The sequence below is a fragment of the Thioclava sp. GXIMD4216 genome (genome assembly GCF_037949285.1).
GTDB lineage: Bacteria > Pseudomonadota > Alphaproteobacteria > Rhodobacterales > Rhodobacteraceae > Thioclava > Thioclava litoralis.
On the sequence record NZ_CP149926.1, the window covers coordinates 2,104,767 to 2,131,414 of the forward strand.

A 26,648-nucleotide genomic window follows, 5' to 3' on the forward strand; every position below is an offset into this window, starting at 1 on the left:
CTGCCGTCCCGTTTGCGCCCATAGCCCAATTCTCACGCAATGGCTCTGCCGAGCCGGCCCCAAGTTCTCTTGCGCGCCCCGAAAGGCCCGCAGGCACACCCAAAAACATGCCCGCCCGCTCTGAAAACCGGAAAGGGCACAAAAAATCCCGCCTATGTCTTGTCAGCATTTTCGGGACAGATAGAGTTCGTGCAGAATTCATCTAGGCTGTGAATAGGCTTAGAGACAAGCAAAAGGAAAGAAAAATGGCAACCATCGGCGATTTAGCGCCCGATTTCACCCTGCCTCGCACGCAAAACGGCGGCGACGAGGCCCTGCTGACACTCTCGGCGCTGAAGGGGAAGAAGGTTGTCCTGTATTTCTACCCCAAGGACAACACGCCCGGTTGCACCACCGAGGCGCTGGAATTCACGCGCCTGTCGGACGCCTTTGCCGCAGCCGATACGGTGGTGCTGGGGATCTCCAAGGACAGCCTGAAAAAACACGAGAATTTCTGCGCCAAGCATGACCTGAACGTCATCCTCCTGTCCGATGCCGAGGGCGATCTTTGTGAAACCTACGGCGTCTGGGCCGAGAAATCGATGTATGGCAAGACCTATATGGGCATCACACGCAGCACGTTCCTGATTGACCGCGAAGGCCGGATTGCCGCGCAGTGGCCAAAGGTGAAAGTCACCGGCCATGCCGCAGAAGTCCTGCAAAAAGCCGAAGAGTTGGGCTAAAACGTTAACGAATTAACGCAAAATCTCGGCAGGATTTCGCTGATGTGATGCGAAGTGTGGCCGATGTCCTGCGCGCAGGCAAGGAATCAGGTTGTCAGATGGGCCGCGTGGTTGCTAATCGGTTTCGTGCCTCGCGCAAGATCTATCAACCACTTCATGTCGCACAGGTGACAATTCGGCCACAGCCTCGCCCTTGCGATGTGGCCCTCAGGAAGAGCAGGACCCAAGCCTTTGCCCCGACGTCTACTGGATCGTACCAACTCTGCCCTGGAGCGCTGGCTCCCCGAGCAGCGCCTCTTTATGAAATCGGATGACTCGACCCGCTTTGTGCGCCTGCGCCCTTTGACGCAGGCTTCGGTGCTGGCTGTCGGGGCGGTGCTGTTTGGCTGGTCCATCGTGGCAAGCTCGCTTCTGTTTATCGACAATATTTCCGAAGGCTCCTCGGCGCAGCAGGCGGCCATTTCGCAAAAGGCCTTCGAACACCGCCTGGATAGCCTTGCGCGTGAACGAGACAGCCGCGCCTCCGAGGCGCTGGCGGCGCAGGAGCGGTTCCAGACCGCGCTTGGTCAGGTCTCGCAGATGCAATCGGCGCTTCTGCAATCCGAAGAACATCGCCGCGAGCTGGAAACCGGCCTGAAGGTGGTGCAGCAGACCCTGCGCCGCGTGATGAACGAACGTGACGCTGCCAAGACCCAGCTGGCCGGATTGCAGCAGGGCAAGGATGGCAAAGGCAGCCCCGCTGCGCGCAATGTCGATATGTCGGAAACCGTGCAGATGCTGTCCAACGCTCTGGGTGAAATCGCGACCGAACGCGATAGCGCGACGCAGGACGCGCAGGATGCACGGCAGGAAACCGAACAGCTTGCGCTCCAGAAACGCCAGCTTGAACAACGCAATGACCAGATTTTCGCCACGCTTGAAGATGCGGTGACTATCTCGATGGCGCCGTTCGACAAGATGTTCAAACAGGCAGGGCTGAACACCGACAAGATCCTGAGCGAGATCCGCAAGGGCTATTCCGGTACGGGCGGCCCTTTGGGCAGCGTGTCGATGTCCTCCAAAAGCCCCGCCTCCCTGACCGAGGATGACAAGCGCGCGGCGTCGATCCTGCAAAAGCTCGATGAGATCAACATGTATCGCATCGCCGCCGACAAGCTGCCCTTCCAGCTGCCGCTGAAATCGCAGTTCCGCTATTCCTCGCCCTTCGGTTACCGCTGGGGCCGTCTGCATGCCGGTGTCGATATGGCGCTGCCCATCGGCAACCATGTCTATGCCCCTGCCGATGGTGTGATCACCGCCGCCGAATGGGAACATGGCTATGGTCAGGTGATCAAAATCCAGCATGAATTCGGTGTTTCGACCGTTTATGGCCATTTGTCCAAAATCCGCGTGCAGAAAGGGCAAAAGGTCTCGCAAGGCGATTTGATCGGTGATACAGGAAATACCGGACGGTCAACCGGACCGCATCTGCACTATGAAATCCGGTTAGGCGGTAAACCCGTTGATCCGATGACCTTCATCAAGGCTGCAAAGAATGTTTTCTAAAAGCAAAATCCACGAGCCCGGCACCAAATCCGGCGAACCCGAAGCAAGCAAGGCCGATGCAGGCCTGCCGCCGCGCAAAAGCGATTTCGCGCCGCCTCCCGGTGGTGCGCCCCGCGCCAAGCCCGGTGCTTCGGTGCTGTCTTCCGACCTGACCATCACCGGCAACATCCGCACCACGGGTGATGTGCAGGTTGAGGGCGTTGTTGAAGGCGACATCCGCGCGCATCTGCTGACCGTTGGCGAAACCGCCACCATCCGCGGCGAAATCGTTGCAGATGATATCGTGGTCAATGGCCGTGTGATCGGTCGCGTGCGTGGCCTGAAAGTGCGCCTGACCTCGACCGCAAAGGTCGAAGGCGACATCATCCACAAAACCATCGCGATTGAATCCGGTGCCCATTTCGAAGGGTCCGTGCAGCGTCAGGAAGACCCGCTGCAATCGGGCGATGTCACGCCGAAACTGGCTCCGCCGGTTAGCAGCGAAGACTGATCACCGCAGTCCTGCATTCTGCAAGGGGCAGCCATCGCGCTGCCCCTTTTGCGTTTACAGAAGACGTTTTGTCAGCCGCAGCGACAACGCATAGGGCAAAAGCTGCAAAAGCTTCAACCCGAGCGTGAGGCGCTTAGGGAAATGGATCTCGAAGCGATGGCCTGCAAGACCATCCGCGACCGCCTTTGCCGCGGCCTCGGGTTCCATGATGAAGGGCATGTCGAACTGGTTTTTCTGCGTCAGGCGGGTGTTGACGAAACCGGGCGAGATCAGCCGCACATCGATATCGGGCGCATATTCCACCCGCAGGCTCTCGACCAGATTGATCACAGCCGCTTTCGAGGCCGAATAGAACTGCCCCTTGGGCAACCCGAAATAGCCTGCAACCGAACCGAAAATCGCCAGCTGACCGCCTTTGCGTAACAGCGCGGGGGCGGCCTGCGCAAAGGCCAGCGTCCCCAGAAGATTGACGCGCATCAGCTGCTCGGCCTTGTCCCAATCGATCTCGCGCACCAGCCCCGGATCGTAAAGCGCGGCGGTGGTGATCATCCCGTCCAGAGGCCCCTGCCCGACCAGTGGTAAGATCGCCTGACATGCCGCATCGACGCCGGCCTTATCCGCCAGATCCACGGGCAGAACCGCATGGTGCGGCCCGAGCCGTTGCTGCAGCGCCTGCAGGGGCGCTTCGGAGCGCGCCGACAGCACAAGCCGCGCGCCGCGCTGTGCCAGTTCAAACGCCAGCGCCTCGCCAATCCCGGAGCTTGCACCCACCAGCCAGATGGTTTTTCCGTTGAAGTCCATGATACTGCTCCTTTCCTGCCCTACGCGCTGAGGGGAAAGGAGTTCCGCCCAAAAGACAATCTGTCACTCAGGCCGCGACCAGATGCTCCAGCTCGGCCAGCGCGTCATGTTCCAGTTCGGCAATCGGACGCGCACCGGACAGCTCCAGCACCGGCACCGGCTGGCTTTCCAGCCAGTCGCGGTGGCGGTTCAGTGAACGTCCGCAGAAATAGGGGTCGTCGTAGCTGGCCGCCCAGTTCAGGAAGGTGCGGTAGATCTGCTCCATATCGCCGCCCGGTGCCACCCGCGTGCCATAGCGCAGAACCTCGCGCTTGCGCAGACGGGTCAGTCGCAAAGGCGTAGGCGCGCGCAGGAAAATGACCAGATCGGCCTGCCGTAAAATAGCGTCGCCCCAGCCATCGGCGGCTCCGGCCAGAACCCATCCGCCTTCGGGGCCGCCTTTGCCTTGCGCCTTTTCGATCAGCGCGCAGCGCTCGCCAATCTCGCGTTTACAGGTAAAGGGTACCTCGGTTTCGGCCCAATAGCAGTCATCCGTATCGATATAGGGAACCTGAAGCGTCTGCGCGATCTTCTGACCAAGCGATGTCGAACCCGCACCCGCAGCACCGGTGATGTAAATTCTAGGTTTCATGAAGGCCTCCTAATTTCCCGTTAAAGGGCCCTGTAGGCAGTCATCTCTTGTTCATAATCTTCCCGATCATCGTTCAAAAATCAATTACCAGTTTGTTCACGATGCTGTCCTGCAGCATAAATTTACGCAATTCGATCAGTTTTCTTGAGATCCGGTTCACCAAAATGAGAAAGGGAGAGCCTTCGCCCTCCCTGTTCCGCGTGATTAGGCACCTAAGATTCGGTGCTTGAACAAAGCCGGTCTTAATCCGCCGCCTGCGCATCGGCGCGGGATTTGCCCTCGACGCCCATTGCCAGCGTCGCGGCCATGAACCCGTCAAGATCGCCATCCAGAACGCCCTGACTGTCCGAAGTCTCGTGTCCGGTGCGCAGATCCTTCACCATCTGGTAGGGCTGCAGCACGTAGGACCGGATCTGGTTGCCCCAGCCCGCCTCGCCCTTATTCTCATGCGCCTCGTTGATCGCGGCGTTACGCTTGTCGAGCTCCAACTGGTAGAGACGCGATTTCAGCGCATTCATCGCGATTTCACGGTTCTGGTGCTGCGACTTCATCGAGGAGGTCACAACGATATTGGTCGGCAAGTGAGTGATCCGCACCGCAGAGTCGGTGGTGTTCACGTGCTGGCCACCCGCGCCCGAAGACCGGTAGGTATCGATGCGGATATCCGACGGGTTGATCTCGATTTCGATATTGTCATCGACCACCGGATAGACCCAGACCGAGCTGAAAGAGGTATGCCGACGCGCCGCCGAGTCATAGGGCGAAATCCGCACCAGACGGTGCACACCGGATTCCGATTTCAGCCAGCCATAGGCATTGGGGCCGGAAATCTTGTAGGTTGCGGATTTGATGCCCGCCTCTTCGCCTGCGGTCTCGGATTCAAGTTCGACCTCATAGCCCTTCTTCTCGGCCCAACGGACATACATCCGCGCAAGGATCGACGCCCAGTCGCAGCTTTCCGTCCCCCCCGCGCCCGAATGGACTTCGAGATAGGTATCATTGCCATCGGCCTCGCCATTCAGAAGCGCTTCCAGCTCCTTGGCGGCAGCCTCTTCCTTGAGGGCCTTCAACGCGGCCTCGGCCTCCGAGATGACATCGGAATCGCCTTCCATCTCGCCCAGCTCGATCAGCTCGATATTGTCCTCAAGCTCCTGCTTGATGCGCTGATAGGTCTCGTATTTGTCCAACAACGCCTGACGGTCGCGCATCAGCTTCTGCGCGCGGGCCTGATCGTCCCACAGCGTCGGGTCCTCGATCATGGCGTTGAATTCCTCGATCCGGTGCGGAGCCGTTTCAAGGTCCATCCGCTGCCCCAGAAGGTCGAGCGATTTCTTGATCTGTTCAACGATGTTCTGCGTCTCGGCGCGCATGTCGAAACCTGTCCTTTTCCTGTTCTGGCCGGTCATACAGATTTAAGGCCCCCTCGACAAGTTGTCGAAGGGGCCGAAAATCCGTGGCCTGCGATGTTAGTATAGCCCGCCGGCACTGATTGTGCCGAAATTCGCGCGCTGTTTGGGGAGGATCGCGGTCTTGCCGGAGGAGGTGGTGACAGATGTCCCGCCCTCATCGCTTTCCCCGGGCGCAAAGAGCGGCAGGTTGGAGCCCATGCCGAAGCCGCCATCAACCACCAGCCCCATACCGGCAATGCTCTGGCCTTCGCGCAGATATTCGGCCTGCACATAATCGCCCGACGCCCCCGGCGGCAGCATCTCGCCGGTGAAGCGGTTGAAGTTCTGCCAATGCCCGCCCGGCGGCACGGTGAATTCGGAGCCGCCATATTTCTTGACCGCTTCCTTCATGAATTCGTTGAACACCGGCACACAGAGCGTCCCGCCGAAAGCATGCGCCCCCAGCCCTTTGGGATTGTCATAGCCGATATAGCACGACGCGACGATATTCGAAGTAAAGCCCGTGAACCACACGTCTTTTGCATCATTGGTCGTGCCGGTTTTTCCCGCGACGGGCACGCTGATATTCACCCCGCGGCCCGAACCACGCTGGACCACGCCCTTCATGAGCGAGATCATCTGATAGGCGGTGATCGGATCGACCACCTGCTCGGAATTCGACTCGATCCGCGGCCCCTCGCCCGCAGGCAGGGTCTGGGCGCTGCAATCGTCACAGACGCGCTGGTCGTGGCGGTAGATCGTGCGGCCATAGCGGTCCTGCACACGGTCCACCAGCGTCGGCTCCACCCGCTTGCCGCCATTCGCGAACATCGCATAGGCCGAGACCAGATTGAACATCGTGGTTTCCTGCGCCCCGAGCGCGTTGGCAAGGAACTTCTTCATCGGGTTATAGACGCCCATGCGCTCGGCATAATTGGCAATGGTATCCATGCCGATTTCCTGCGCGATCCGCACGGTCATGAGGTTACGCGACTGTTCCAGACCGGTCCGCATCGGGGTCGGGCCGTAATATTTGTTCGAGGCGTTCTTCGGACGCCACAGGCCTTGCGGGGTATTTACCTCGATCGGGGCGTCCACCACCACCGTCTCGGGCGAAAAGCCCGAATCCAGCGCCGCCGCATAGACGAAGGGTTTGAAGTTCGAGCCCGGCTGGCGCATCGCCTGCGTGGCGCGGTTGAATACGGTCGACTGATAGGAGAAGCCGCCCTGCATCGCGATCACACGGCCCGTATGCACGTCCATCGCCATGAAGGCCCCTTCCACCTGCGGCACCTGCCGCAGCGTCCAGCGGATGAAACTGCCATCGCTGTCCGAGGTCATGGCGCGCACCATCACCACATCGCCCACACTCACCAGATCCGACGCCACACGCGCCTTCGGACCCAGCTTGCCGTTCTCGTTCAGCTTGCGGGCCCATTGCACATCCTTGGCGGGGATCCAGTTGCCATTGCCTTCTTCCTTGATCCCCTCGATGCCGATGCGGGCATCTTCCTTGCCGACAGACAGCACGACGGCAGGCATCCAGCCCTCGACATCGCGCGGCACCTTATCGCTGCGCACATCGGCCAGCGCCGCGCGCCAATCGGCCTCGTTTTTCAGCTTGTCCGCCGGAATGGTCACCCCCGTGCCCCGCCAGACACCCCGGCTGCGGTCATAATCTTCCAACGCATGCTGAAGGGCGCGTCCTGCCTGTGCCTGCATCTCGGGATCGACGGTTGCGCGCACGGTCAACCCCCCCGAGAAGAACTCGTCCTGACCGAAGCTGCGCGAAAGCTGGCGGCGGATCTCGTCGGTGAAATAGTCGCGCGGCGGCATCTGGTCGCGGAACGGCGCGTAATCCCCGTTCTGCACCGATTTCACCGGCAATTCACGCTCTTCGCGATAGGTTGCCTCGGAGATATAGCCGTTCTGCCACATCTCATGCAGCACATAGTTGCGGCGGTCCTTCAACCGCTGCATATCGCGCACCGGATGGTAATTCGACGGGGCTTTCGGCATCGAGGCCAGTGTCGCGGCCTCATAGGGCTTCAGTTCCGACAGCGGCTTGTTGAAATAGGTCAGCGACGCCGCCGCCACACCATAGGAATTCTGGCCGAGGAAGATCTCGTTGAGATAGAGCTCCAGAATGCGTTTCTTGGGCAGCGCATGTTCGACCCGCGAGGCCAGAATAAGCTCCTTGATCTTCCGCTCGACCGACCGGTCCGAAGACAGCAGGAAGTTTTTCATCACCTGCTGGGTGATGGTCGAGGCCCCGCGCACGTCATGGCCGCCGGTGCGCACCGCCTCGAACACGGCTTGCGCGATCCCGACCGGATCATAACCCGCATGGTGCCAGAAATTCTTGTCCTCTGCGGACACAAAGGCATCCTGCACGATGGGCGGAATTTCGTCGATCGGCACGAACAGACGGCGCTCGGTGGCGAATTCGTCGATCAGGCGCCCGTCGCCATTATAGATGCGCGAAATCGTCTTGGGCTGGTATTGCGAAAGCTGATCATGGCTCGGCAGGTCACGGGAATACATCCAGAAGATCGCCCCGACCGTCAGCGCGGCGAAGAACACCGCCGTAACAATCCACGAAAAGATGCTGCCGAAGAAGGACAGGATAAATCGGATCAAGGTTCGCTCCTTACCGGGGGATGCCCGTTTATCGCGGAAAACCGCAATTCTGCCCGCCTATAGCCGCCACGGCCTGCGGGGTCAAAACAAGTTATACGCCTTCGCGGCAAGATCGCGCTCACATCTCGGCTATGTGAGCGGCGTTTCTACAGCATTCAGCGTCATTTATAGGGCTACTGGCGCAAAAGTCTTGCCTCTGCCGCATCCGATTGCGCCCAGGATTGCACAGCTTGCGTGATCGCGGCGGCCGCGGTTTTGCGCCAGCTGTCATCCAGCAGATGCTTGCGATCCCGTTCCGAGTCCAGAAAGCCCAGCTCGATCAGCACCGAAGGGAAATCGGCGGATTTCAGCACCGAGAAATCGGCCCCCTGCACGGGATGTTTGTAAAGCGTCACCCCCGCCGATTTCAGTGCTCCCACCAGAACCTGCGTAAAACGCACGGTGCGCGGGCGCGTCTCGGTGCGCGCCAGATCCATCAGCACCCGTGCGACATCATCGCCATGCCCGTCCAGATCGACACCGGCCAGAATATCGGCGCGATCATGGCGCTCGGCCAGTTTTTGCGACGCGTCGTCGGTGGCTTTCTCGTCAAGCATATAGATCGCCGTTCCGGTGGCTTTCCCGCTGGCCAGCGCGTCGGCATGCAGCGAGATGAACAGATCGGCCTCGGATTTGCGCGCAATCGTCAGACGGGTCTCAAGCGGCACAAACACATTCTCGTTGCGCGTCATCACCACATCGATCCCCGCGCGGGTCAGGGCCTCTTTCAGCTCGCGCGCGAAGGTCAGCACCAGCACCGCCTCCGAAGTGCCCTCCGCCTCCGCACCGGGATCAATGCCCCCATGACCGGGGTCAAGCACCACCCGCAGCGGGCGCGAGCCATCTTGGCGCAGGATCGGAGCCGGAACCGGCGCCGGCTGCGGCAAATCCCACAAGGCCGAATTCGGGTCGCCCTGCGTTGTTTCGAATTTGTCTTTGCTGACCGGAGTCAGCGAAATATCCAGTTCCGGCGCCTCGCCGGTCCGCAGCTGCGCGGCCGCGATTTTCATCGGGCCGGACAGCTCGGCCACCAGACGCGACCAGCCGGGGCGGAACGGCCCCCAGCGCAGCACCTGCACCGCGCCGCTTTTGCCCCCCTTGCCCAGCATCACCGCCGGATCCTGTGCGGAAAAATCGACCTCGCGGAAATCCACCACCAGACGCGGCGGATTATCCAGCAAGAACGCCCGCCACGCGACAGGCTGCGACAGCCCCAAGCGCAGATCCGTCTGCGTTGCATCGCCGGTGATGCCACTGCGCGCCGGATCAAGCTGCGCCAGCGCCGAAAGCCGGCTGTCTTGCGCCTGCGCCAGACCGCACCCCGCCAGAAACGCCCAAAGCGCCATGACCCAGAAAAGCGCCAAGCGCCCATGACACGGCTGCGCCGATCTCCGCATTCTGCCCGATTCCGTTCTTGTATCCTGTTCGGGGCGAGCTTAGCGCAGCGCCCTCCGAAAGTCAGTGCTCACTTGCCACGCTGCGCCATGAAGCTCTGCAACCGTGCAAGCCCCTCGCGGATGCGGTCGGTCGACTGCGCATAGGAAAACCGCAGCGTCGTGGCCCCGCGCGCAGGGTCGAAATCCAGCCCGGGGGTCACGGCAACCCCTGCCTCGCGCAGGATCTCTTCGGCAAAGGCCAGCGAGTTATCGGTCAGATGCGCGACATCGGCATAGATATAGAAGGCCCCATCGGGCGGCGCGATGCGGTCAAAGCCGATCTGCGGCAGAACCTCCAGCATCAGGCGGCGGTTCTCGGCATAGGCGGCGCGATTGGCCTCCAGCTCGTCGATGCAGTCCAGCGCGGCAAGGGCGGCAATCTGGCTGGCATGCGGCGGGCAGATGAACATGTTCTGCGCCAGACGCTCGACTGTGCGCACATGGTCTTCGGGCACCACAAGCCAGCCGACCCGCCAGCCCGTCATCGAGAAATATTTCGAGAAGGAATTGACCACATAGGCCTGATCCGAGACCTCAAGCGCCGTCACCGCGCGGTCCTCGTAATGGAGGCCATGATAGATCTCGTCCGAGATGAAAGCCAGATCGCGCGCCTCGGCCAGATCCATCAACGCCTTCAGTTCAGCCTTGCCCAGCATGGTGCCCGACGGATTGCCCGGCGAGGCCACGATCAGCCCCTGCACATCTTCGGGGATATCCGAAGGCACCGGCTGATAGCGGTTTTCGGCACTGGTCGGCATGCCCACCGGTTCCACCGACATCGCGCGCAGGATCTGGCGGTAGCTGGGATAGCCCGGCTCGCCCAGAGCAACCTTGTCGCCCGCGTCGAACAGCGCCGAGAATGCCAGTACGAACGCGCCCGAGGAGCCCGAGGTGACCACCACCCGCGCCGGATCGAGATCGACCCCGTACCAACGTTTATACAGCCCCGCGATCCCTTGACGAAGCTCCGGAATTCCCAGCGCCACGGTATAGCCCATCGCCTGATCGTCCAGCGCCTGCGCCAGCGCCTGGCGGGCACCGGAGGGCGCGGGGGTCGAGGGCTGGCCCACTTCCATGTGAACGATATCGCGCCCCTCCCCTTCGGCTGCGCGCGCAGCCTCCATCACATCCATCACGATGAAAGGATCGACTTGTCCGCGGGTTGAGAAACGCATGGTGGGGCTCCATTTTAGGCTTCGACCCCGCCGCGATAGGCCAGCCGCTGCCATAGGTCAATGCAAAGGCTGTGCCCCCCCTTGCCCCGCCGCCGCGCTTGCGCCAGTGTGGGCGCCAACCTCCCGCGCCGGTCTGTGGCGCTGGACCAAGGATCGACAGAGGACCCAGATGACCCGCAAACTCCTTCCCGCCTTCGCCCTTTCTGCGCTTTTGGCCCAGCCCGCAGGCGCGCTTGATCTGGGGTCGATGACCGATAGCGAACGCGCCGATTTCGGACGGGCCGTGCGCAATTACCTGATGGACAATCCCGAAGTCCTGATGGAGGCGATCAACGAGCTTGAAAAGAAGCAGAACGCCCAGATCGCGCAGAATGACCAGCAACTGATTGCGACCAATGAAGACGAGCTGACCAATGATCCCGAGTCATGGGTGGGCGGCAATCCCGATGGGGATGTGACGATTGTCGAGTTCATGGATTACCGCTGCGGCTATTGCAAGAAGGCCTATCCCGAAATCAACGCGCTTCTGAAATCGGATGGCCATATCCGTTTCATCGTCAAGGAATTCCCTATTCTGGGCGACGCCTCGGTAAAGGCTGCGCGTTTTGCCATTGCCACCAAGCAGGTCGCGGGCGATGAGGCGTATGAGAAGGTCCATAACGCCTTGATGACCCTGCGTGGCGATATTTCCGATGACAGCCTTTCGGCGCTGGCCAAGAAGCTCGATCTGGACGGCGATGCGATCCAGAAAGCCGCCGCCTCGCCCGAGGTTGAAAAGGTGATCGAGGCGAATTACGCGCTTGGCCAGCGGATGGGCCTGTCCGGCACCCCGTCTTTTGTGATCGGCGACGAGATGCTGCGCGGTTATGCGCCGGAAGAGGCCATGAAAAAGATCGTCGCCGATCAGCGCGGCTGAACAGGCGCGGCTGTAACTGGCACCGATTTCTGGCACTGATGTCTGGCGCGGCGATAAGACGCAGCGCCGGTCCTGATGGCAAGTTTCGGGAGAGATTGCCCCAAGCCTTCCACCGCACGCGACACTGGGGGATCGGAAGCCCCCGAACAGGCAGCTCTCTGGCCTCTGGCAGGCGGCAAGCCGGAGCGGTCCTCTACGGGGCGGCTTTTGCGGGTTCTGCCATTCGGGCCAGCCCATCTGGATAGCGGCCCCGTCCGACAGGATCGTGCTCTGGACCACGCAGCAGAAAGCTGGCCCGAGGGCCAGCTTCCGGATCTTCCTCAACAGAAGAGATCAGTTGAACACATAGACAATGGCACGGCTATGCGGGTCCACCAGAACCGGTTCCTTGTTGACGTTCACATAGGCGTATTTGCTGTCGGGCACGGGCTGCAATGCCACGTTATCGGGCAGCTTCGCACCGGTTTTCACATCGCCTTTCAGGAAGACCGGATCAACCGGATGCTCCTGCACATAGGTGACCGTGGTGGGCTCGGGTTTGGCGGCCTCGCCAACCAGCGCGCCCCCGATAAGCGCCCCCACAACGGCACCAGCCGGCCCGCCGATCACCGTGCCTGCGGCAATGGCGCCGCCTGCCGCCCCACCTGCGGCGGCACCGGCAAAGGCACCGGCCGCTTGGCCATTGCCGTTATCCTTGATCTCGATGGTCTTCACATCGACATTTTTCGGGCGATCGGCCAGATAGACGATGTTGTTCCCCTCATGGATCGCGATATTCGACGCGGGGGTCCAGCCGGTATTGTCGCCATAGCTGACCTGACACCAGCTGCCGGTCGAGATGCAGCCATCCACCTCGATATTGGCGGCTTGCGGCACGGTCGAGCTGACCTGATAATCCGCCCCCGGCCCTGCGCGCAGCGAGCTGTCAGTGCCAAGCATGGCCGGAAACGCCGAGGCGCTGGTGGCCAGACCTGCGGTTGCAAGCGTGGCGAATGCGGCAACGGTCATCGTGGTTTTCTTGAACATCTTCTATCTCCTAAGCTTACCCGTCGCAGCCGCTGCGCACCGATCCGGCGCTGTGCTGCGATTTGGACAAACAACCCGCATTCGGGCAGAGACGTTCCCCGCAAACCGTTCACAAGATTCTCAAGCCATCGGCGGGAACCGGCCAGCGCCCTCAGCCGCCAAAGCTGCGGCTGGTGCTGGAGCTGGTCCCGAACCCCCCGCGCGAAACCGCCGTGGCACGGGTCATCGGCGCCTTGCCGATGGTCGTGGCCGGTTTCTTGAACAGCCCCTGACTGAGCTTGGCCTTGCCGTTATTGGTCGAGAAGCTGGCCGAGCGGTCGGCATTGGTATAGCCTCCCTGCCCGTTACGATACAAAGGCTGCGCCGAGCCGCGCCCGCCCAGCATATTGCCGATCAGATAGCCTGCCAGAAGCGGCATGAAGATCCCGCCCATACCGCTGCCCTGATGCCCCGTGGCCTCTTCTTCGCTGCCGCAATTCCCGACCCCGTGCTGCTCTTCGCAGACCTGCAGGCTGTCATAGCGCGGGGCGGATTCCACGTTCAGCTCCTGCGCCTGGGCAAAAGCGGTGCGGCATTGCTCGGCGGTGAAGTCGCCCCCCGCGCCTGCCGCCTGCTCGCAAGAGGCCAGATCGGGGAAAGCCTGTGCATCGACCTTTTCCTCCTTGCACCCCGCCAGCGTAAAGGCGGCAGCCCCCATGATGGTCAGGGCAACATAGCGTGAGCGTTTCTTCATCAATCTGGTCCTTCATCAAACAGTATCGGAGCCCCGAGCACGCACGGCATAAGGCCCCATATCACAGGTCCGCGGCATCGGCACCGCAGCTACGGGCGCATCAGCCCCGAATGAAATGCGGCTTGAAGCGCGACAGGTCTTGCGTGATCCGCGAGCGATCCTCGCGCAGCCCCATCCCCACGCAGTCCCCGCCCACGATCCAGGCCCCGATAATCGGTCGGAAGCCTGAAAATTCCGGTAAGGGCTGATAGGCCTGCACGATGCGGGGATATTGCGCATAGCCGTCCTGCTGCGACGTCTCGACCTTGCTGCCCTCGATGATATGCACCGATGCGCCCTCGCGCGAGAAAATCGGTTTGGTGACATAGCCCCGCAGAAGCTGGCCATGCGCGCGGGCGAAACTTTCGGCAATCTCGGGAGCGGGGCGGCCCTTTCCGGCCAGCCCCTCGCGCACATCCTCCTCGAAATAGGCGGGCAGCAGATTGGGATGGCCCTCGAAGAAATACCAGAGCATCGGCAGGATGGCCTTATTGGAGACAAGCGCCTTCCAAGCGGGTTCGATAAACTGTGCCCCCGACCCTGCCAGATACTGGGCATAGTCCTCGCGCAGCAGATCTTCCCACGGATACAGCTTGAACAGCGTGCCGATCACCCGATCCTCGTCATCAAGAAACTGCTGCTCTTCGCTCAGCCCGATCTTTTCCAGATCACAGTAATGCGCCCCCAGACCCGCCTCGCGCGCGGCCCAACCCAGCGCCTCGACCGTGGCATAATCCTCGGGATTGCCGCCCATCGCGGTGAAATGCAGGTCCGTCTTGGGCGCAAACAGGGCGCGGAACCGCTCGACCAGCGCCTCGTGGATGCCGTTGAACTGGTCGGCGTCCTCCGCCAGCACGCCCGCCGCGATCTGCTCTTCGAGCCATTGCCACTGGAAGGCCGCGCTCTCGTATAAAGAGGTGGGCGTATCGGCGTTATATTCCAGCATCTTGGCCGGTCCCTTGCCGTCATAGGCCAGATCGAAACGGCCATACAGTTCGGGCTGCCCGTCGCGCCAGCTATTGCGGACCAGATCCCAATGCGCCTCGGGCAGGCCCATGACCCCGATCAATTCCTCCGAATTCACGATCCGGTCCACCGCCTCGCGGCACATCGCGTGCAGCTCGGTGGCAGGGTCCTCGATGCGGTCCTCGATCTCGCGCAGCGTGAATTCATAGGCCGAGCTTTCGTCCCAATAGGGTTCGCCATGCATATCGGCAAAGGTGAACCCCACCTCTTTGGCCATATCGCGCCAGCCAGCACGTTCGGGCAGATCGAGTTTGCGCATATCATCCTCCTCGGACCCTGACCGGATACCGCAAACCTACGGATATCGCGGGGGGCCTTGCCCGCGCTCTACCCGTTTTCGGCCCCCCATGCCAGCCTTGGCCGCCATCGGTGCGGTTTTCCTCCGAGGGTTTAACCGCTCATCAGGGTTTGCCGCTTATAGCTTTGCCCATTGCAGGAGACCACTTGATGCCGCATTCGCCTTTCCCCACCCGTTCTGTCTTGCGCCTGTTGCCCCCTGCGCCAAGCCGCGCGCTGATAGTAAGGCCGGGGCTGATGCTGACCCTGCTGCTGGGCCTGATGATCTTCGGTGGTCTGCGCGCAATGGCACAACCGCAAAGCAGCGCGCTGTTTCTGGCGGTCACCTCGATTGCCGAGCCGCAGGACGACATCCGTTCGACCGCGCTGTTACTGGCGGGCGGGGCGGCGGATGCCACGGCAGGCCGGAGCGAAACGATTGCCCGGACACTGGCGGACATGCATACGCTTGTCATTACCATCGATCCGGACTGGCTTCTGGATCTCGGGGGCGGCTGCCAGCAGGCAACCGACGCCCTGCTATATATCGCACAGGAAATCGGCAAGCGGCGGGAAGCCGCGCCCCGTGCCCCGGTCCTGCTTGGCATCGGAGAGGGGACGGCCCTTGCGCGCTTGGCGGCCGCCACCCGCCCCGACCAGTTCAAGGGGATCGTGACGCAGGATCTGCACAGGGATCTGCCCGATACCTGTCAGACCGCCCTGCCCGAAGCGGGCCGCAAGACGGTGCTGCGTTGGCATGATGCCGCAACCGACGCGGCCTCGGTGCTACAGGCGGTGCGTGGTGTGCGCTTCTACCCGCCCGCCGAGGACAGCACCGAGGCCCGTAACGCGGCGCTGGTGCAGGCCTATCTGGCGCTGGCAGGAACCGATCACGCCTTTGACACCGGCACCCGTGCACAGGATCTCCAGGATCTGCCGATCACTCTCCACCTGCCCGAAGCGGCCACCGATCATAGCGCTGCGGACACCCCACCGGAGGCATTTGTGATTTTCCTGTCGGGCGATGGCGGCTGGGCCAATTTCGACGAGGAAATCGCAGACCGGCTGGCACAGAACGGGCTACCTGTCATCGGGATTTCAACCATGCGTTATCTGTGGCAGGAACGCAGCCCGGACCGGATTGCCGCCGATATGACCCGCATCCACTCGCATTTTGCGGCCCGTTTCGGCACGCAGAACGTCATTCTGGTGGGATTTTCGCTGGGGGCGAATGTCACCCCGTTCTATGCGCCCTTGCTGCCCGCGACGCTGCGCGAGAACGTGTTGGGGCTGGCCTTGCTTTCGCCCGAAACCCATACCGGCTTCGAGGTGGTCATGGGGGGATGGCTTGGCCAGAAGACCGGCAGCCGCGATGTGGTCGCGGCCCTGGAGGCACTGCCGCCGTCCCTGCATGTGCTCTGCCTGTACGGGCGCAAAGACCAATACAGCGCCTGCCCTGCCAGCCCCTCGGTTACGGCGCTGGCCTTCGAAGGGGGCCATCATCTGGACAAAAACTATGACCGCGCAGCAGAGGCCATACTGGGTCTGCGCCTTCCCGACGCACAGGAGGCAAGACCGCCCGCCGATGCTCTTCCCGCACAACAGGCAGACCCCGCCCCCGCGCCCTCAGTGCGGACCGACGCCGACAGACCGCCTGCGCTTGGCACCGTTTCACTGCCCGTCTCCTTGCCCGTGCCGTTGCTCCCGCCTCTGCCTTCCCCCCCGCCTCTGCCCGCCGATACCGCCGCCTTACCCTGAGCAAGACCCTCCGGAACTGGTCAGCCGGTGCCGTGTCAAAACGGCCACCGCTACGGGAGAGCCCCCCCCCGCGGCATTACCACGGCCCATCAAAGCGAGAGCAGCCTACCCCGATGCAGGATCGATCGCGGGCCCCTGTGGAACGTGCGAAACAACGAAATGAGCCTGCGCCTTTAATGACAGCGCGGGCCCGCGCGGACTGGGGGCCTGGATCGGCCTGTTCGACGCTGAACGGGACCGTGAGGGTATCAGCCGGATTGGCGCGCGCCAAAGCAGGTCCGTGCCAAACCGCCCCCTCCCGATCTCGGCCTTGCTATCCGCAAGCCCGTCAATGCGCGCCCATGCCTTTCTTGATCCGCCGCAGCATCAGCCAGACCGCCAGCACAACCAGTGGCGTCAGCCCCGCAACCATCATCTCTTTGCCCATGCCCAGCTTCTTGGCGAGCGGATAGGCCAGATATCCGCACAGGCTGACGGCGTAATAGCTGATCGCCACCACCGATAGCCCCTCGACCGTATGCTGCAAGCGCAACTGCAGATCCGAACGGCGATCCATGCTTTCCAACAGCTTCTGGTTCTGCGCCGAACGGTCCACATCCACCCGTGTGCGCAGCAATTCGGCGGCGCGACCGGCACGTTCCAGCATCGCATTCAGCCGCTGCTCGGCGGCAAAGACGGTGCGGATCGCCGGATCGTAACGGCGCGAGACGAATTCGCCCAGCTTCTGCCGCCCCGCAAAACGTGTCTCGCGCAGCATCTCGACCCGCTCGCGCACCAAGGCGGCATAGGCGCGGGTCGCCCCGAAACGGAAGGACAGATGCATCGCCAGCATCTCCAGCTCGTAGGAGATATCGAGCAACGCGTTCAACACCTTCTCGGGCGTGGTATCGGCATCGCGCATGGATGCGATCAGCGAGGACAGGGCCGGATCAAGGCTGTTAAGCCGCGCGGTCAGCTCGCGCGCGCGCGACAGCCCCAGCATGGACATCGCGCGATAGGCCTCCAGATCGCAGAGCCGCTGGACCACCCTCCCGACCCGACCCGGCCCCGTTCCGGGCCGCACGAAAAGCGCAAAACGCATCTGCCCTGCCGCATCGATGCGGAAATCGCCCGCCAAAGCGATCGCCTCATCCACAACCCAGGTGCAGACCAGATTTTCCGGTACGAACCAGTCATCGACCATCTTGGCCAGTTGCCCCGGATCTTCGGGCATTTCCTTGATGCGGATATGCACGGCCACCAGACGCTTTCCGGGGGCCGTTCTAAGCCAGTCCTCGGGGAAAACCGCCGTTTCCGCAGGATCGAAGGGGCGCTGTGATACCCCGTCGGACTGCGCAAGATAGCTGACAAACTCTGTATGGCTTTCCCAAGACAGCCGGTATCGCCCGATATTTCCCGCATGGTGGGTGGCCCCTTCGGGAGGCAGCGGCGCGCCATGCCGGTCCAGAAGATCACATAGATGTTCCATATCTGCCGCCCGCGAACGCGATGCCGCCCCCAGCGGTTCTTTCACCGCCAGATAGACCACATGCGAGGGCACCGATATCTTGGGAAAGGGGCGCGCATGAAGCTCTGCCACCATCGGGTAGCGCTGCGGATGGTCTTCGACCGGAGGCATGGGCATGACAGTCATTCCTGGTTACGACCGTCGGAGCCTGCCTCAATCACACCCGCCTGTAAATAATTTTTTGCATTAATATCATATATTTATTAGCATACATTCGTATGCCGCAACAGTTTTTCCGCTGGCACGCGTAGGGACCGCGCGCGGATTGCGTAAAGGAAGACATCGCCAGTTTGCCGGAGACCGCCATGACCTGCCGCCTGTCACGCCCCTCATCGCTTGTGATGTCCTGCCTGTTTGCCCTTTTCGCCCCGCTGGCCGAAGCCAGCCCCGACACAGATATGGCCCGCGCCGCCCAGATCCTTGATCGCTATGACCGCAATCAGGACCGGAGGCTGGATCTGGCGGAATTCGACGCCCTGCGCCGCACGATCTTCAACGGGATCGATCGCGATCAGGATGGAAAAATCCGCGCGCAGGATGTGGCGCAGGCCGCACAGGCCCGCGGGCAGCATGCGGATGGCCAGCGTCTGATGAAACGTGACACAAATCGCGACGGATTTGTGGACTGGTCCGAGTTTAAGGCACAGACACAGGGCTTTACCCGTGCCGACCGCAACAGCGACGGACATCTCAGCGCGGCAGAACTGGCGCGCCTGATCGCCCGCCTTCCTGCAGGCCTCTCGCCTGCGTCATTTTAACAACGGAGCTGTCATGCTCTGTTTTCTCCCCCGCAAAAGGATTTTGCTATGAAACTTCTCCCTGTTTTGCTGACCTCGCTCGGCCTGTTCACGATGGCCGCCACCGCGCAGGCGCAAAGCGTCACCGTGCAGACCGGCAAAGGCAGCACCGTCACCAAGGACCGCGACTGCGTGCGTGAAAACGGTCAGGCCAAATGCACCACGACCACCAAGGCGACCAGCCCGACGGGGCAGACCGCCTCGAAAACGCGCACCCGTAGCAGCGACGGCACCGGCACCGAAACCACCGTTACGGCGACCGGCACGAATGGCGAAACCGGCCAGACAAGCCGCAAGATCAGTGTCACCCGCTGATCACGCTTGCCCTTCCTTCCTGCCTGCGATCCAATCCGGTTGCAGGCAGGGATCGGGCGGAAGGAGGCCCGCGTGACACAGGCCGACAACCGCCCCGAAACCGAATGGGTCGCGCTGATGGCCGCACTGGCGCAGGGCGACCGGCAGGCCCTGCAGCGCCTGATGCAGCGCTTCGGCCCCGGAGTAACGCGGTTCAGCGCCGCTATGTTGCGCCGCCCCGAAGAGGCCGAGGACGTTGTGCAGGAGGTGTTCCTGCGCGTCTGGCAGAAAGCCTCCCGCTATGACCCTGCGCGGGCCGCCGTCTCGACTTGGATCTACCGCATTGCCGCCAACCATTGCACCGACCGCAACCGGCGTCTGGGGGTCCGGCACTTTCTGGGGCTTGACGCAGCCCCCGACCCGGTCGATGACCATCCCCCTGCCGAATATGATCTGGCGATGCGCCAGCGGCTGGGGCTGACGCGAGCCGCCCTGCACCATCTGCCCGACCGCCAGCGGCGCGCGCTTTTGCTGCGCGCCAGTGGCGAGCTGAGCACCCGAGAGATTGCCCAGATCATGGGGCTGTCGACGGGGGCTGTCGAACAACTGCTGATCCGCGCCCGCGCCAGACTGCGCGACCAACTCAAGGAGATCGATCCATGACGCAAGACACCGAAGACATCGACGCGCGCGTGATCGAACTGATGCAGGCGACACCCGTAGACCTCCCCCGACTGTCGCGCACCGTGCTGAGCGAAATCGCCCGACAGACGCCGCACAGACCGCCTCTGGCCGAGGTTCTCATCCGCCCCCTGCCCGTTACGCTTGGCTTCGGTGGCGCGCTGATTGTGGCGCTCGCCCTTGGCTGGGGCGTGATCGGGCCGCTCTTCGGCGATGATCTGGCCCTGGCGCTGATTACCGGCAGCCTGCCGCCGGGAGGCTTCTGATGCAGCGCAAGGTTCTGATTTGCGTACTGGCGGTGTCTTTATTGGGCAATGCGCTGGCGATCGGCGCGGGGCTGCGGCTGATGTCGCTGCGCGCCCAGCTGACCGGCCCCGTGGGCGAGGCGGTGATCTTCCCGCGCGAGATCCGGCGCGATCTGCGGGACGCTCTGGCCGAGAACCGCGAGACCCTGACCCCTGCCCTGCAAGAGGTGCTGAAGGCGCGCGCCAGAATTGTGGCGCTTGGCACCGCCCAGCCCTTCGACCGCGCAGCGACCGAAGCGGCGATGGGCGACTTCCGCCGCGATCTGGATGCGCTTCTGGATCAGCTACAGCCCTTAGTGCTGGACAGGCTTGACGCGCATCACCAATGAAAAAGGCCCCGAGAAACCTCGGGGCCTTTTCCTGCCTGATCAGGCTTTCATCATATGTAGGAGTTCATCCACCGACTTACGGGCATCGCCGTAGAACATGCGGGTGTTTTCCTTATAGAACAGCGGGTTCTCGATGCCCGAATAACCGGTGCCCTGTCCGCGTTTGGACACAAACACCTGTTTCGCTTCCCAGACCTTCAGAACCGGCATGCCCGCGATGGGGGAATTCGGGTCTTCCTGGGCGGCGGGGTTCACGATGTCATTCGAACCGATGACGATAACCACATCCGTCGAGGGGAAGTCGTCATTGATCTCGTCCATCTCCAGCACGATGTCATAGGGCACTTTGGCTTCCGCCAAGAGCACGTTCATATGACCCGGCAGGCGGCCTGCCACGGGGTGGATCGCAAAGCGCACGGTCTTCCCACGCGAGCGCAGCATATTGGTCAGCTCGGACACGGCGTTTTGCGCCTGCGCCACGGCCATCCCGTAACCCGGCACGATAATGACGCTATCGGCATCATGCAGCGCATCCGCCACACCACCGGCGTCGATTGCGATCTGCTCGCCCTCGACTTCCATCGCGGGGCCCGTGGTCGTGCCGAAGCCGCCAAGGATCACCGACACGAAGGAGCGGTTCATCGCCTTACACATGATGTAGCTCAGGATCGCGCCCGAAGAGCCCACCAGCGCACCGGTGACGATCAGCAGGTCATTGCCAAGCGAGAAGCCGATGGCCGAGGCCGCCCAGCCCGAGTAGCTGTTGAGCATGGACACCACCACCGGCATATCGGCGCCGCCGATGCCCATGATCAGGTGATAGCCGATGAAGAAGGCCAAAAGCGCCATCAGGATCAGCGTCCAAGCCCCCGAGCCACCCATGTAGCACAGCAGAAGCGCCAGCGACAGGATCGCCGCACCGGCGTTCAGAACATGGCCACCCGGAAGTTTCTTGGCCTTGCCGTCGATCTTGCCTGCAAGCTTGCCGAAAGCCACGATGGACCCTGTGAAGGTGACCGCGCCGATGAACACGCCAAGGAAGGTCTCGACCTTGAGGATATTCACCTCGGCCATCGACTTATGCGCCACAATCGCGGCAAAGCCCGACAGTTGCTCATAAGCGGTGGGCATTACGCCGGTTTGGGCATGTTCCAGAATGATCGGCATGACCGAGGCCAGCACGATATGGGTATTGATGCCGATAAAGACAGCGGCCAGACCCACGAAGCTGTGCAGCGCCGCCACAAGCTGCGGCATGGCGGTCATTTCCACCTTACGCGCCAGCTGCGCACCGATGCCGCCGCCGACGATCAGCATCAGCAGGATCAGCCAGTAGAAGCCCACACCCGGACCGAAAACGGTCGCAATGATGGCCAGAGCCATGCCCGAGATGCCATACCAGACAGCGCGCTTGGCGCTTTCCTGCCCCGAGAGGCCACCAAGGCAGAGGATGAACAGGATGGCCGCCGCGATATAGGCGGCCGAGATCAGAGCGATATCCATAGATCCCACCCCCTTACGACTTCTGGAACATGGCAAGCATCCGGCGCGTAACCAGGAAGCCGCCGACGATGTTGATCGTGGCAATCAGGATCGAGATGGCCGAGAGGATCACCACAAGCCAGCCGCCCGAGACCTGCGTGCCCGCGCCGATCTGCAACAGCGCGCCAAGGATGATGATCCCCGAAACCGCGTTGGTGACCGCCATCAGGGGCGTATGCAGGCTGTGCGAGACATTCCAGATGACCTGGAAGCCCACAAAGCACGACAGCACGAAGACCACGAAATGCGCCATGAAGCTGGCCGGTGCGACCGCGCCCACCAGAAGCAGCAGCACGGTGCCCGCCACCAGCAGCGTGACCTGAGACATGGTCTGCTTGCGGAAGGCCGCCTTTTCCTGCGCCTTATATTCCTCGGGCGTCAGCTCTTTGGCCTTTTCCTTCGGTTTTTGCGCGGCAATCGCCTTCACCTTGGGCGGCGGCGGCGGGAAGGTGATCTCGCCCTGATGAACCACGGTCGCGCCACGGATCACGTCATCTTCCATGTTATGGTTGATGACACCGTCTTTTTCCGGCGTAAGATCGGCCAGCATATGGCGGATATTGGTCGAGTAAAGCGTCGAGGATTGCGTCGCCATCCGCGAGGGCAGATCGGTATAGCCAAGAATGGTCACGCCATTCTCGGTGACAATCCGCTCGTCCTTGACGGTCAGCTCGCAGTTCCCGCCACGCTCGGCGGCCAGATCCACGATCACCGAGCCGCGCTTCATCATCTCGACCATATCCTTGGTCCAGAGCACCGGCGCATCACGACCGGGGATGAGGGCGGTGGTGATGACGATATCGACTTCCGGCGCAAGCTCGCGGAATTTCTTCAGCTGCGCTTCGCGGAATTCGGGGGAAGACGGGGCCGCATAGCCGCCCGTCGCCGCGCCATCGGTCTGGGCTTCCTCGAAGTCCAGATAGACGAAGGACGCGCCCATGGATTCAATCTGCTCGGCCACTTCGGGACGCACGTCAAAGGCCATGGTGATCGCGCCGAGCGAGGTCGAGGCCCCGATGGCGGCAAGACCTGCCACACCCGCGCCCACGATCAGCACCTTGGCAGGCGGCACCTTACCCGCTGCCGTCACCTGACCGGTGAAGAAGCGCCCGAAGTTATTGCCCGCCTCGATGACCGCGCGGTAGCCCGCGATATTGGCCATGGACGACAGCGCATCCATCTTCTGCGCGCGCGAAATCCGCGGCACCATATCCATTGCGATCACATTCGCGCCGGTGGCCTTGGCTTTTTCCAGCATCTCCGGCGATTGCGCCGGATAGAAGAACGAAATCAGCGTCTGACCCGTCTTCAGGCGCGACAGCTCCGCCTCCTCCGGCGGACGCACCTTGACAACGAAATCAACCGCGTCGAACAGCGCCTCGGCGCCCTCGATAACGGTGACGCCGGCAGCCGTATAGGCCGCATCGGTAAAGCCCGCCTTGATGCCGGCCCCCGATTGAATGAAACACTCATGGCCCAGCTTTTGCAGCTGGAGCGCGGAATCCGGCGTCATCGCAACACGCGATTCCCCCGAATAAATCTCCTCTGGAGCACCGATCTTCAAGTTGATCCCCCCTTTTGACGCGGTGTCAGGTCAATAGACGACATGCCCAAAGCGACACGCCCTGCAAAAGGATTAGACTGCGCAAGATTGTTTCACAAGCGCCCCTATAGTCGAAATCCTTGAAAAGAAGAGCGTTTCACCCCGGAATACAAAGGCATACCTCTGCATACCAAGGCATACTGAATAATTTCATATATTTTTCAGCATCTTGCGGTGCATTTCAAATTCACCTGCAATCCATAAATGGACAGCATGGTTGCCATATATTTTTTTGATTGCGACCATAGACCGCAGTATGTTTGCGGAAACATTCAAATATAGGACACTAATACTGCCTCTTTTTCAGCAACGGTTTGAAAATTATAGGCAAGTTTCCACACGGGTTTTGGCAAATAAAAAACCGGCCCATCCTCCGACGGGCCGGTCGCGGGTCAGCACCCCCCTCGCCAATGCGGATTACAGCGCATAGACCGTCAGGGTCGGCAGGTCGGTAAGCGAGACATCCAGCATCCGGAGCGCCGAGAGCGAAAGCTGGCTGGCACCATCTTCGGCGGGCAGAAGCATCACCTGCACGGATTTGCCGTTCGACAATGTGACCCGGCCCTTGGTCTGGGTTTTCACCAAAGAGGTCTTCAGCCAGAAACCGGCTTGGGTCGGGTCGCCGAGGCTGGCCACGGTCGTGCCAAGCTTGGTGCCGCCGGTGCTGGTTGCCATCGCCGCCGCGCGCTCGCCCGCGCTGGCCTGATCCAGCGATTGAGCCGTATGGGCCACCCCCTGCGGAATGGGGCTTTTGATCAGCCCCGTCCCCGGTGCAGCCGCCGGGTCCGTATGGCCGCCCAACTGGGAACAGGCGCTCAGGCCAAGGCCGCAAACCAGCACCACCAGCCCCTGTTTCAACCGCACGGTCTGCCCCCAGACCCGTTCCTGCGTCCGCTGCCTCGCCATCATGCACCCATCCTTTTATAAAAATACAGCGTGTTCCCGAAGCCATTGCCGCAGGTCACGCCCGTATAGCTAGCGCAAGGGAATTCCTTGGGCAAATCGCATTGCGCAAATCCCAGAGACCGCTTGCTCAATGCCGCTGGCAAACCTAGATTTCGGACATGACACATGCGCCTCTCATAGACCCTTTTGCACGGCCTATCTCGTATCTGCGGGTTTCAGTGACCGACAGATGCGATTTCCGCTGCACCTATTGCATGGCCGAGCATATGCAGTTCCTGCCCAAGCGCGATCTACTGAGCCTTGAAGAGCTTGACCGGCTCTGCTCGGCGTTCATCGGGCTGGGCGTGCGCAAGCTGCGCATCACGGGGGGCGAACCTTTGGTGCGGCGCGATATCATGACCTTTTTCCGCGCGATTGCCCGCCATCTCGACACCGGCGCGCTTGACGAGCTGACGCTGACCACCAATGGCTCGCAACTGGCGCGGCATGCCACAGAGCTGGCCGCCTTGGGGATGCGCCGGATCAATGTCTCGCTTGATACGCTTGATCCGCAGAAATTTGCGCAGATCACCCGCTGGGGGCGGCTTGAGCAGGTTCTCGAAGGGCTACAGGCCGCCAAAGCGGCGGGGTTACGGGTCAAGATCAACACCGTCGCTCTGAAAGGGTTCAACGAGGCAGAGCTGTTCGATCTGGTAAAATGGTGCGGCGACGAGGGGTTCGACCTGACCTTCATCGAGGTCATGCCGATGGGCGAGATGGGCGAAGACCTGCGGCTGGACCAGTACTGGCCGCTTTCGGCGCTGCGCACCCGTCTGGCCGAGCGGTTCACACTGACCGACCTGCCCGAGAGCACGGGTGGGCCTGCGCGCTATGTCCGCTTGCGCGAGAGCGGTCAGAAAATCGGCTTCATCACACCGCTCTCCCATAATTTCTGCGAAAGCTGCAACAGGGTGCGCGTCACCTGCACGGGCGAGCTGTATATGTGTCTGGGTCAGGAGGACCGCGCCGATCTGCGGGCGCCCCTGCGCGCCGACCACGCGGATGCCCCCCTGATCGCTGCCATCCGCGACGCCATTGCCCGCAAACCCAAGGGCCACGATTTCGACTATTCGCGCCAGCAGGTCGCGGGGCAGATGTCGCGCCATATGAGCCATACCGGCGGCTAGACAGGGAACCAACCCCTCCTTTGCGGCTTGTCTCAAGACATAGGTCACGAGGGAAAGAACATGTCATCCGCCACACCAGCAAGCCCGCGTTCGGGGCATGGCACCGCCTGCACCGATTGCCCGCTCCGCAAGAAGGACTGTTTCGAGACATTCTCCGATCAGGAAATCGCGTTCATGGAGCGGTTCAAGGCCGGAGAGATGAGTGTAGCGGCGGGCACGACGGTGATGCTTGAAGGCGCGGCAAGCCCGCAGATGTATACCGTTCTTGAGGGTCTGGGGATGCGCTACAAGACCCTGCCCGACGGCAGCCGTCAGGTGCTGAACTTCGTGTTTCCCGGCGATTTCGTCGGGCTGCAGACCGCTGTGATGGGCGAAATGTGCCACGGCTTCGAAAGCTCTTCCGACATGCGGCTATGCGTGTTCGATCGCAGCGCCTTCTGGGATCTGATGCGCACACAGCCCGAACGCGCCTTTACCGTGACATGGCTGGCCGCCCGCGAGGAGCATTTCCTTGGCGAAAGCCTTGCCGCCATCGGTCAGCGTGAAGCCACAAGCCGCATCGCCTGGGCGCTTTTGCAGATCTTCCTGCGCCAGATCGAGCTGGAGCCTTCGCGCTCTGCCGCCCCCGGAACGGAACGGGGTCTGAAAGGACCGACCGTGCCGATGCCCTGGAAGCAGCAGGATCTGGCCGACGCGCTGGGGATGTCTTTGGTGCATACCAACAAGACGCTGGCCAGATTGCGGCGCGAGAAACTGGCCGAATGGAAGCGGGGCTGGCTGACCCTGCCCGACCCCGAAAAGCTAGCCCGCGCGCAGGATATCATCCTGCCGCAAAAGGTCACGCGCCCTCTGTTGTAAGCCCGACACCGGCGCTGCG

Annotated in this window: 25 protein-coding genes; 12 read left to right on the forward strand and 13 right to left on the reverse strand. The window is 61.8% G+C overall.

Features of this window, described 5'->3' with window-relative positions; genetic code table 11:
* Nucleotides 1-245: 245 nt before the first annotated feature.
* The 3 genes from WDB88_RS10340 to WDB88_RS10350 all read left to right on the forward strand — a co-directional run bounded on the left by WDB88_RS10340 (nucleotide 246) and on the right by WDB88_RS10350 (nucleotide 2,757).
* Entirely contained in the window at nucleotides 246-722 is a 477-nt protein-coding gene (locus tag WDB88_RS10340) for a peroxiredoxin (RefSeq protein WP_339107596.1), read from the forward strand.
* Between the two features lie 198 nt (nucleotides 723-920).
* Nucleotides 921-2,267 (forward strand): M23 family metallopeptidase, encoded by a 1,347-nt coding sequence (locus tag WDB88_RS10345; protein ID WP_339107597.1) that lies wholly within the window; start codon nucleotides 921-923, stop codon nucleotides 2,265-2,267.
* Complete coding sequence (locus WDB88_RS10350) at nucleotides 2,257-2,757, forward strand: polymer-forming cytoskeletal protein (RefSeq protein ID WP_339107598.1); 501 nt, start codon at nucleotides 2,257-2,259, stop codon at nucleotides 2,755-2,757. The genes WDB88_RS10345 and WDB88_RS10350 overlap by 11 nt, the downstream gene beginning before the upstream one ends.
* 54 nt (nucleotides 2,758-2,811) lie before the next feature.
* On the opposite strand, the gene WDB88_RS10355 is transcribed toward WDB88_RS10350, so the two are convergent.
* From WDB88_RS10355 to WDB88_RS10380, 6 genes are all read right to left on the reverse strand, one after another.
* A complete protein-coding gene (locus WDB88_RS10355; RefSeq protein WP_339107600.1) occupies nucleotides 2,812-3,558 on the reverse strand; it encodes an SDR family NAD(P)-dependent oxidoreductase in 747 nt (248 codons plus the stop codon).
* A 67-nt stretch (nucleotides 3,559-3,625) separates the two neighbouring features.
* Nucleotides 3,626-4,189 (reverse strand): adenylate kinase, encoded by a 564-nt coding sequence (locus tag WDB88_RS10360; protein ID WP_339107602.1) that lies wholly within the window; start codon nucleotides 4,187-4,189, stop codon nucleotides 3,626-3,628.
* Nucleotides 4,190-4,431: 242 nt separating this feature from the next.
* Nucleotides 4,432-5,559: a peptide chain release factor 2 gene (prfB, locus tag WDB88_RS10365; protein ID WP_339107603.1), complete on the reverse strand. Its 1,128-nt coding sequence runs from the start codon at nucleotides 5,557-5,559 to the stop codon at nucleotides 4,432-4,434.
* A gap of 96 nt (nucleotides 5,560-5,655) precedes the next feature.
* On the reverse strand, nucleotides 5,656-8,217 hold the full coding sequence (locus WDB88_RS10370; RefSeq protein WP_339107605.1) for a PBP1A family penicillin-binding protein: 2,562 nt from the start codon (nucleotides 8,215-8,217) through the stop codon (nucleotides 5,656-5,658).
* 173 nt (nucleotides 8,218-8,390) lie between these two features.
* Nucleotides 8,391-9,653 carry an N-acetylmuramoyl-L-alanine amidase gene (locus WDB88_RS10375; protein ID WP_339107606.1) on the reverse strand — a complete coding sequence of 421 codons (1,263 nt, stop codon included), beginning with the start codon at nucleotides 9,651-9,653 and terminating at the stop codon, nucleotides 8,391-8,393.
* Between the two features lie 68 nt (nucleotides 9,654-9,721).
* Nucleotides 9,722-10,867, reverse strand: coding sequence for a pyridoxal phosphate-dependent aminotransferase (locus WDB88_RS10380; protein WP_339107607.1), 1,146 nt, complete (start codon nucleotides 10,865-10,867; stop codon nucleotides 9,722-9,724).
* Between the two features lie 169 nt (nucleotides 10,868-11,036).
* Here WDB88_RS10380 and WDB88_RS10385 point away from each other — a divergent pair, with 169 nt between their 5' ends.
* On the forward strand, nucleotides 11,037-11,783 hold the full coding sequence (locus WDB88_RS10385; protein WP_339107608.1) for a DsbA family protein: 747 nt from the start codon (nucleotides 11,037-11,039) through the stop codon (nucleotides 11,781-11,783).
* 333 nt (nucleotides 11,784-12,116) lie between these two features.
* On the opposite strand, the gene WDB88_RS10390 is transcribed toward WDB88_RS10385, so the two are convergent.
* The 3 genes from WDB88_RS10390 to WDB88_RS10400 all read right to left on the reverse strand — a co-directional run bounded on the left by WDB88_RS10390 (nucleotide 12,117) and on the right by WDB88_RS10400 (nucleotide 14,866).
* On the reverse strand, nucleotides 12,117-12,809 hold the full coding sequence (locus WDB88_RS10390) for a DUF1236 domain-containing protein (RefSeq protein ID WP_339107609.1): 693 nt from the start codon (nucleotides 12,807-12,809) through the stop codon (nucleotides 12,117-12,119).
* 151 nt (nucleotides 12,810-12,960) lie between these two features.
* Nucleotides 12,961-13,542 (reverse strand): DUF1190 domain-containing protein, encoded by a 582-nt coding sequence (locus WDB88_RS10395; RefSeq protein ID WP_339107610.1) that lies wholly within the window; start codon nucleotides 13,540-13,542, stop codon nucleotides 12,961-12,963.
* A 100-nt stretch (nucleotides 13,543-13,642) separates the two neighbouring features.
* Complete coding sequence (locus WDB88_RS10400) at nucleotides 13,643-14,866, reverse strand: glutathionylspermidine synthase family protein (RefSeq protein WP_339107611.1); 1,224 nt, start codon at nucleotides 14,864-14,866, stop codon at nucleotides 13,643-13,645.
* 188 nt (nucleotides 14,867-15,054) lie between these two features.
* Between WDB88_RS10400 and WDB88_RS10405 the strand changes: the two genes are divergently transcribed.
* Nucleotides 15,055-16,641 (forward strand): alpha/beta fold hydrolase, encoded by a 1,587-nt coding sequence (locus WDB88_RS10405; protein ID WP_339107612.1) that lies wholly within the window; start codon nucleotides 15,055-15,057, stop codon nucleotides 16,639-16,641.
* Nucleotides 16,642-16,969: 328 nt separating this feature from the next.
* Here the strand turns inward: WDB88_RS10405 and WDB88_RS10410 are convergent, their stop codons facing one another.
* Nucleotides 16,970-18,259, reverse strand: coding sequence for a DUF3422 domain-containing protein (locus WDB88_RS10410; RefSeq protein WP_339109517.1), 1,290 nt, complete (start codon nucleotides 18,257-18,259; stop codon nucleotides 16,970-16,972).
* Between the two features lie 194 nt (nucleotides 18,260-18,453).
* On the opposite strand from WDB88_RS10410, the gene WDB88_RS10415 reads away from it, so the two are divergent.
* The 5 genes from WDB88_RS10415 (at nucleotide 18,454) to WDB88_RS10435 (ending at nucleotide 20,554) form a co-directional block, all read left to right on the forward strand.
* Nucleotides 18,454-18,906, forward strand: a complete 453-nt coding sequence (locus tag WDB88_RS10415; protein ID WP_339107613.1) for an EF-hand domain-containing protein — start codon at nucleotides 18,454-18,456, stop codon at nucleotides 18,904-18,906.
* Between the two features lie 48 nt (nucleotides 18,907-18,954).
* Nucleotides 18,955-19,260, forward strand: coding sequence for a hypothetical protein (locus tag WDB88_RS10420; protein ID WP_339107614.1), 306 nt, complete (start codon nucleotides 18,955-18,957; stop codon nucleotides 19,258-19,260).
* A 72-nt stretch (nucleotides 19,261-19,332) separates the two neighbouring features.
* Entirely contained in the window at nucleotides 19,333-19,902 is a 570-nt protein-coding gene (locus tag WDB88_RS10425) for a sigma-70 family RNA polymerase sigma factor (RefSeq protein ID WP_339107615.1), read from the forward strand.
* Nucleotides 19,899-20,186 carry a hypothetical protein gene (locus WDB88_RS10430; protein ID WP_339107616.1) on the forward strand — a complete coding sequence of 96 codons (288 nt, stop codon included), beginning with the start codon at nucleotides 19,899-19,901 and terminating at the stop codon, nucleotides 20,184-20,186. Before WDB88_RS10425 ends, WDB88_RS10430 begins: the two co-directional genes overlap by 4 nt.
* Nucleotides 20,186-20,554, forward strand: a complete 369-nt coding sequence (locus WDB88_RS10435; RefSeq protein ID WP_339107617.1) for a hypothetical protein — start codon at nucleotides 20,186-20,188, stop codon at nucleotides 20,552-20,554. The genes WDB88_RS10430 and WDB88_RS10435 overlap by 1 nt, the downstream gene beginning before the upstream one ends.
* 39 nt (nucleotides 20,555-20,593) lie before the next feature.
* Here WDB88_RS10435 and WDB88_RS10440 read toward each other — a convergent pair whose 3' ends face one another.
* The 3 genes from WDB88_RS10440 to WDB88_RS10450 all read right to left on the reverse strand — a co-directional run bounded on the left by WDB88_RS10440 (nucleotide 20,594) and on the right by WDB88_RS10450 (nucleotide 24,608).
* Nucleotides 20,594-22,057: an NAD(P)(+) transhydrogenase (Re/Si-specific) subunit beta gene (locus tag WDB88_RS10440; RefSeq protein ID WP_339107618.1), complete on the reverse strand. Its 1,464-nt coding sequence runs from the start codon at nucleotides 22,055-22,057 to the stop codon at nucleotides 20,594-20,596.
* Between the two features lie 13 nt (nucleotides 22,058-22,070).
* A complete protein-coding gene (locus tag WDB88_RS10445) occupies nucleotides 22,071-23,660 on the reverse strand; it encodes a Re/Si-specific NAD(P)(+) transhydrogenase subunit alpha (protein ID WP_339107619.1) in 1,590 nt (529 codons plus the stop codon).
* 456 nt (nucleotides 23,661-24,116) lie between these two features.
* Nucleotides 24,117-24,608, reverse strand: a complete 492-nt coding sequence (locus tag WDB88_RS10450) for a hypothetical protein (protein ID WP_339107620.1) — start codon at nucleotides 24,606-24,608, stop codon at nucleotides 24,117-24,119.
* A 155-nt stretch (nucleotides 24,609-24,763) separates the two neighbouring features.
* Here WDB88_RS10450 and moaA point away from each other — a divergent pair, with 155 nt between their 5' ends.
* Together moaA and WDB88_RS10460 are read left to right on the forward strand one after the other, a co-directional pair.
* Nucleotides 24,764-25,771, forward strand: a complete 1,008-nt coding sequence (gene moaA, locus WDB88_RS10455) for a GTP 3',8-cyclase MoaA (protein WP_339107621.1) — start codon at nucleotides 24,764-24,766, stop codon at nucleotides 25,769-25,771.
* A 60-nt stretch (nucleotides 25,772-25,831) separates the two neighbouring features.
* Nucleotides 25,832-26,629, forward strand: coding sequence for a Crp/Fnr family transcriptional regulator (locus WDB88_RS10460; RefSeq protein ID WP_339107622.1), 798 nt, complete (start codon nucleotides 25,832-25,834; stop codon nucleotides 26,627-26,629).
* Nucleotides 26,630-26,648: the final 19 nt, after the last annotated feature.

What these genes read in the sequence shown, in the direction of transcription:
- WDB88_RS10340 (WP_339107596.1), top strand. Translation starts at nt 246, where the DNA reads ATGGCAACCATCGGCGATTTAGCGCCCGATTTCACCCTGCCTCGCACG.
- WDB88_RS10345 (WP_339107597.1), top strand. Translation starts at nt 921, where the DNA reads ATGTGGCCCTCAGGAAGAGCAGGACCCAAGCCTTTGCCCCGACGTCTA.
- WDB88_RS10350 (WP_339107598.1), top strand. Translation starts at nt 2,257, where the DNA reads ATGTTTTCTAAAAGCAAAATCCACGAGCCCGGCACCAAATCCGGCGAA.
- WDB88_RS10355 (WP_339107600.1), bottom strand. Translation starts at nt 3,558, where the DNA reads ATGGACTTCAACGGAAAAACCATCTGGCTGGTGGGTGCAAGCTCCGGG.
- WDB88_RS10360 (WP_339107602.1), bottom strand. Translation starts at nt 4,189, where the DNA reads ATGAAACCTAGAATTTACATCACCGGTGCTGCGGGTGCGGGTTCGACA.
- prfB (WP_339107603.1), bottom strand. Translation starts at nt 5,559, where the DNA reads ATGCGCGCCGAGACGCAGAACATCGTTGAACAGATCAAGAAATCGCTC.
- WDB88_RS10375 (WP_339107606.1), bottom strand. Translation starts at nt 9,653, where the DNA reads ATGCGGAGATCGGCGCAGCCGTGTCATGGGCGCTTGGCGCTTTTCTGG.
- WDB88_RS10380 (WP_339107607.1), bottom strand. Translation starts at nt 10,867, where the DNA reads ATGCGTTTCTCAACCCGCGGACAAGTCGATCCTTTCATCGTGATGGAT.
- WDB88_RS10385 (WP_339107608.1), top strand. Translation starts at nt 11,037, where the DNA reads ATGACCCGCAAACTCCTTCCCGCCTTCGCCCTTTCTGCGCTTTTGGCC.
- WDB88_RS10390 (WP_339107609.1), bottom strand. Translation starts at nt 12,809, where the DNA reads ATGTTCAAGAAAACCACGATGACCGTTGCCGCATTCGCCACGCTTGCA.
- WDB88_RS10395 (WP_339107610.1), bottom strand. Translation starts at nt 13,542, where the DNA reads ATGAAGAAACGCTCACGCTATGTTGCCCTGACCATCATGGGGGCTGCC.
- WDB88_RS10400 (WP_339107611.1), bottom strand. Translation starts at nt 14,866, where the DNA reads ATGCGCAAACTCGATCTGCCCGAACGTGCTGGCTGGCGCGATATGGCC.
- WDB88_RS10405 (WP_339107612.1), top strand. Translation starts at nt 15,055, where the DNA reads ATGCCGCATTCGCCTTTCCCCACCCGTTCTGTCTTGCGCCTGTTGCCC.
- WDB88_RS10410 (WP_339109517.1), bottom strand. Translation starts at nt 18,259, where the DNA reads ATGCCTCCGGTCGAAGACCATCCGCAGCGCTACCCGATGGTGGCAGAG.
- WDB88_RS10415 (WP_339107613.1), top strand. Translation starts at nt 18,454, where the DNA reads ATGACCTGCCGCCTGTCACGCCCCTCATCGCTTGTGATGTCCTGCCTG.
- WDB88_RS10420 (WP_339107614.1), top strand. Translation starts at nt 18,955, where the DNA reads ATGAAACTTCTCCCTGTTTTGCTGACCTCGCTCGGCCTGTTCACGATG.
- WDB88_RS10430 (WP_339107616.1), top strand. Translation starts at nt 19,899, where the DNA reads ATGACGCAAGACACCGAAGACATCGACGCGCGCGTGATCGAACTGATG.
- WDB88_RS10435 (WP_339107617.1), top strand. Translation starts at nt 20,186, where the DNA reads ATGCAGCGCAAGGTTCTGATTTGCGTACTGGCGGTGTCTTTATTGGGC.
- WDB88_RS10440 (WP_339107618.1), bottom strand. Translation starts at nt 22,057, where the DNA reads ATGGATATCGCTCTGATCTCGGCCGCCTATATCGCGGCGGCCATCCTG.
- WDB88_RS10450 (WP_339107620.1), bottom strand. Translation starts at nt 24,608, where the DNA reads ATGATGGCGAGGCAGCGGACGCAGGAACGGGTCTGGGGGCAGACCGTG.
- moaA (WP_339107621.1), top strand. Translation starts at nt 24,764, where the DNA reads ATGACACATGCGCCTCTCATAGACCCTTTTGCACGGCCTATCTCGTAT.
- WDB88_RS10460 (WP_339107622.1), top strand. Translation starts at nt 25,832, where the DNA reads ATGTCATCCGCCACACCAGCAAGCCCGCGTTCGGGGCATGGCACCGCC.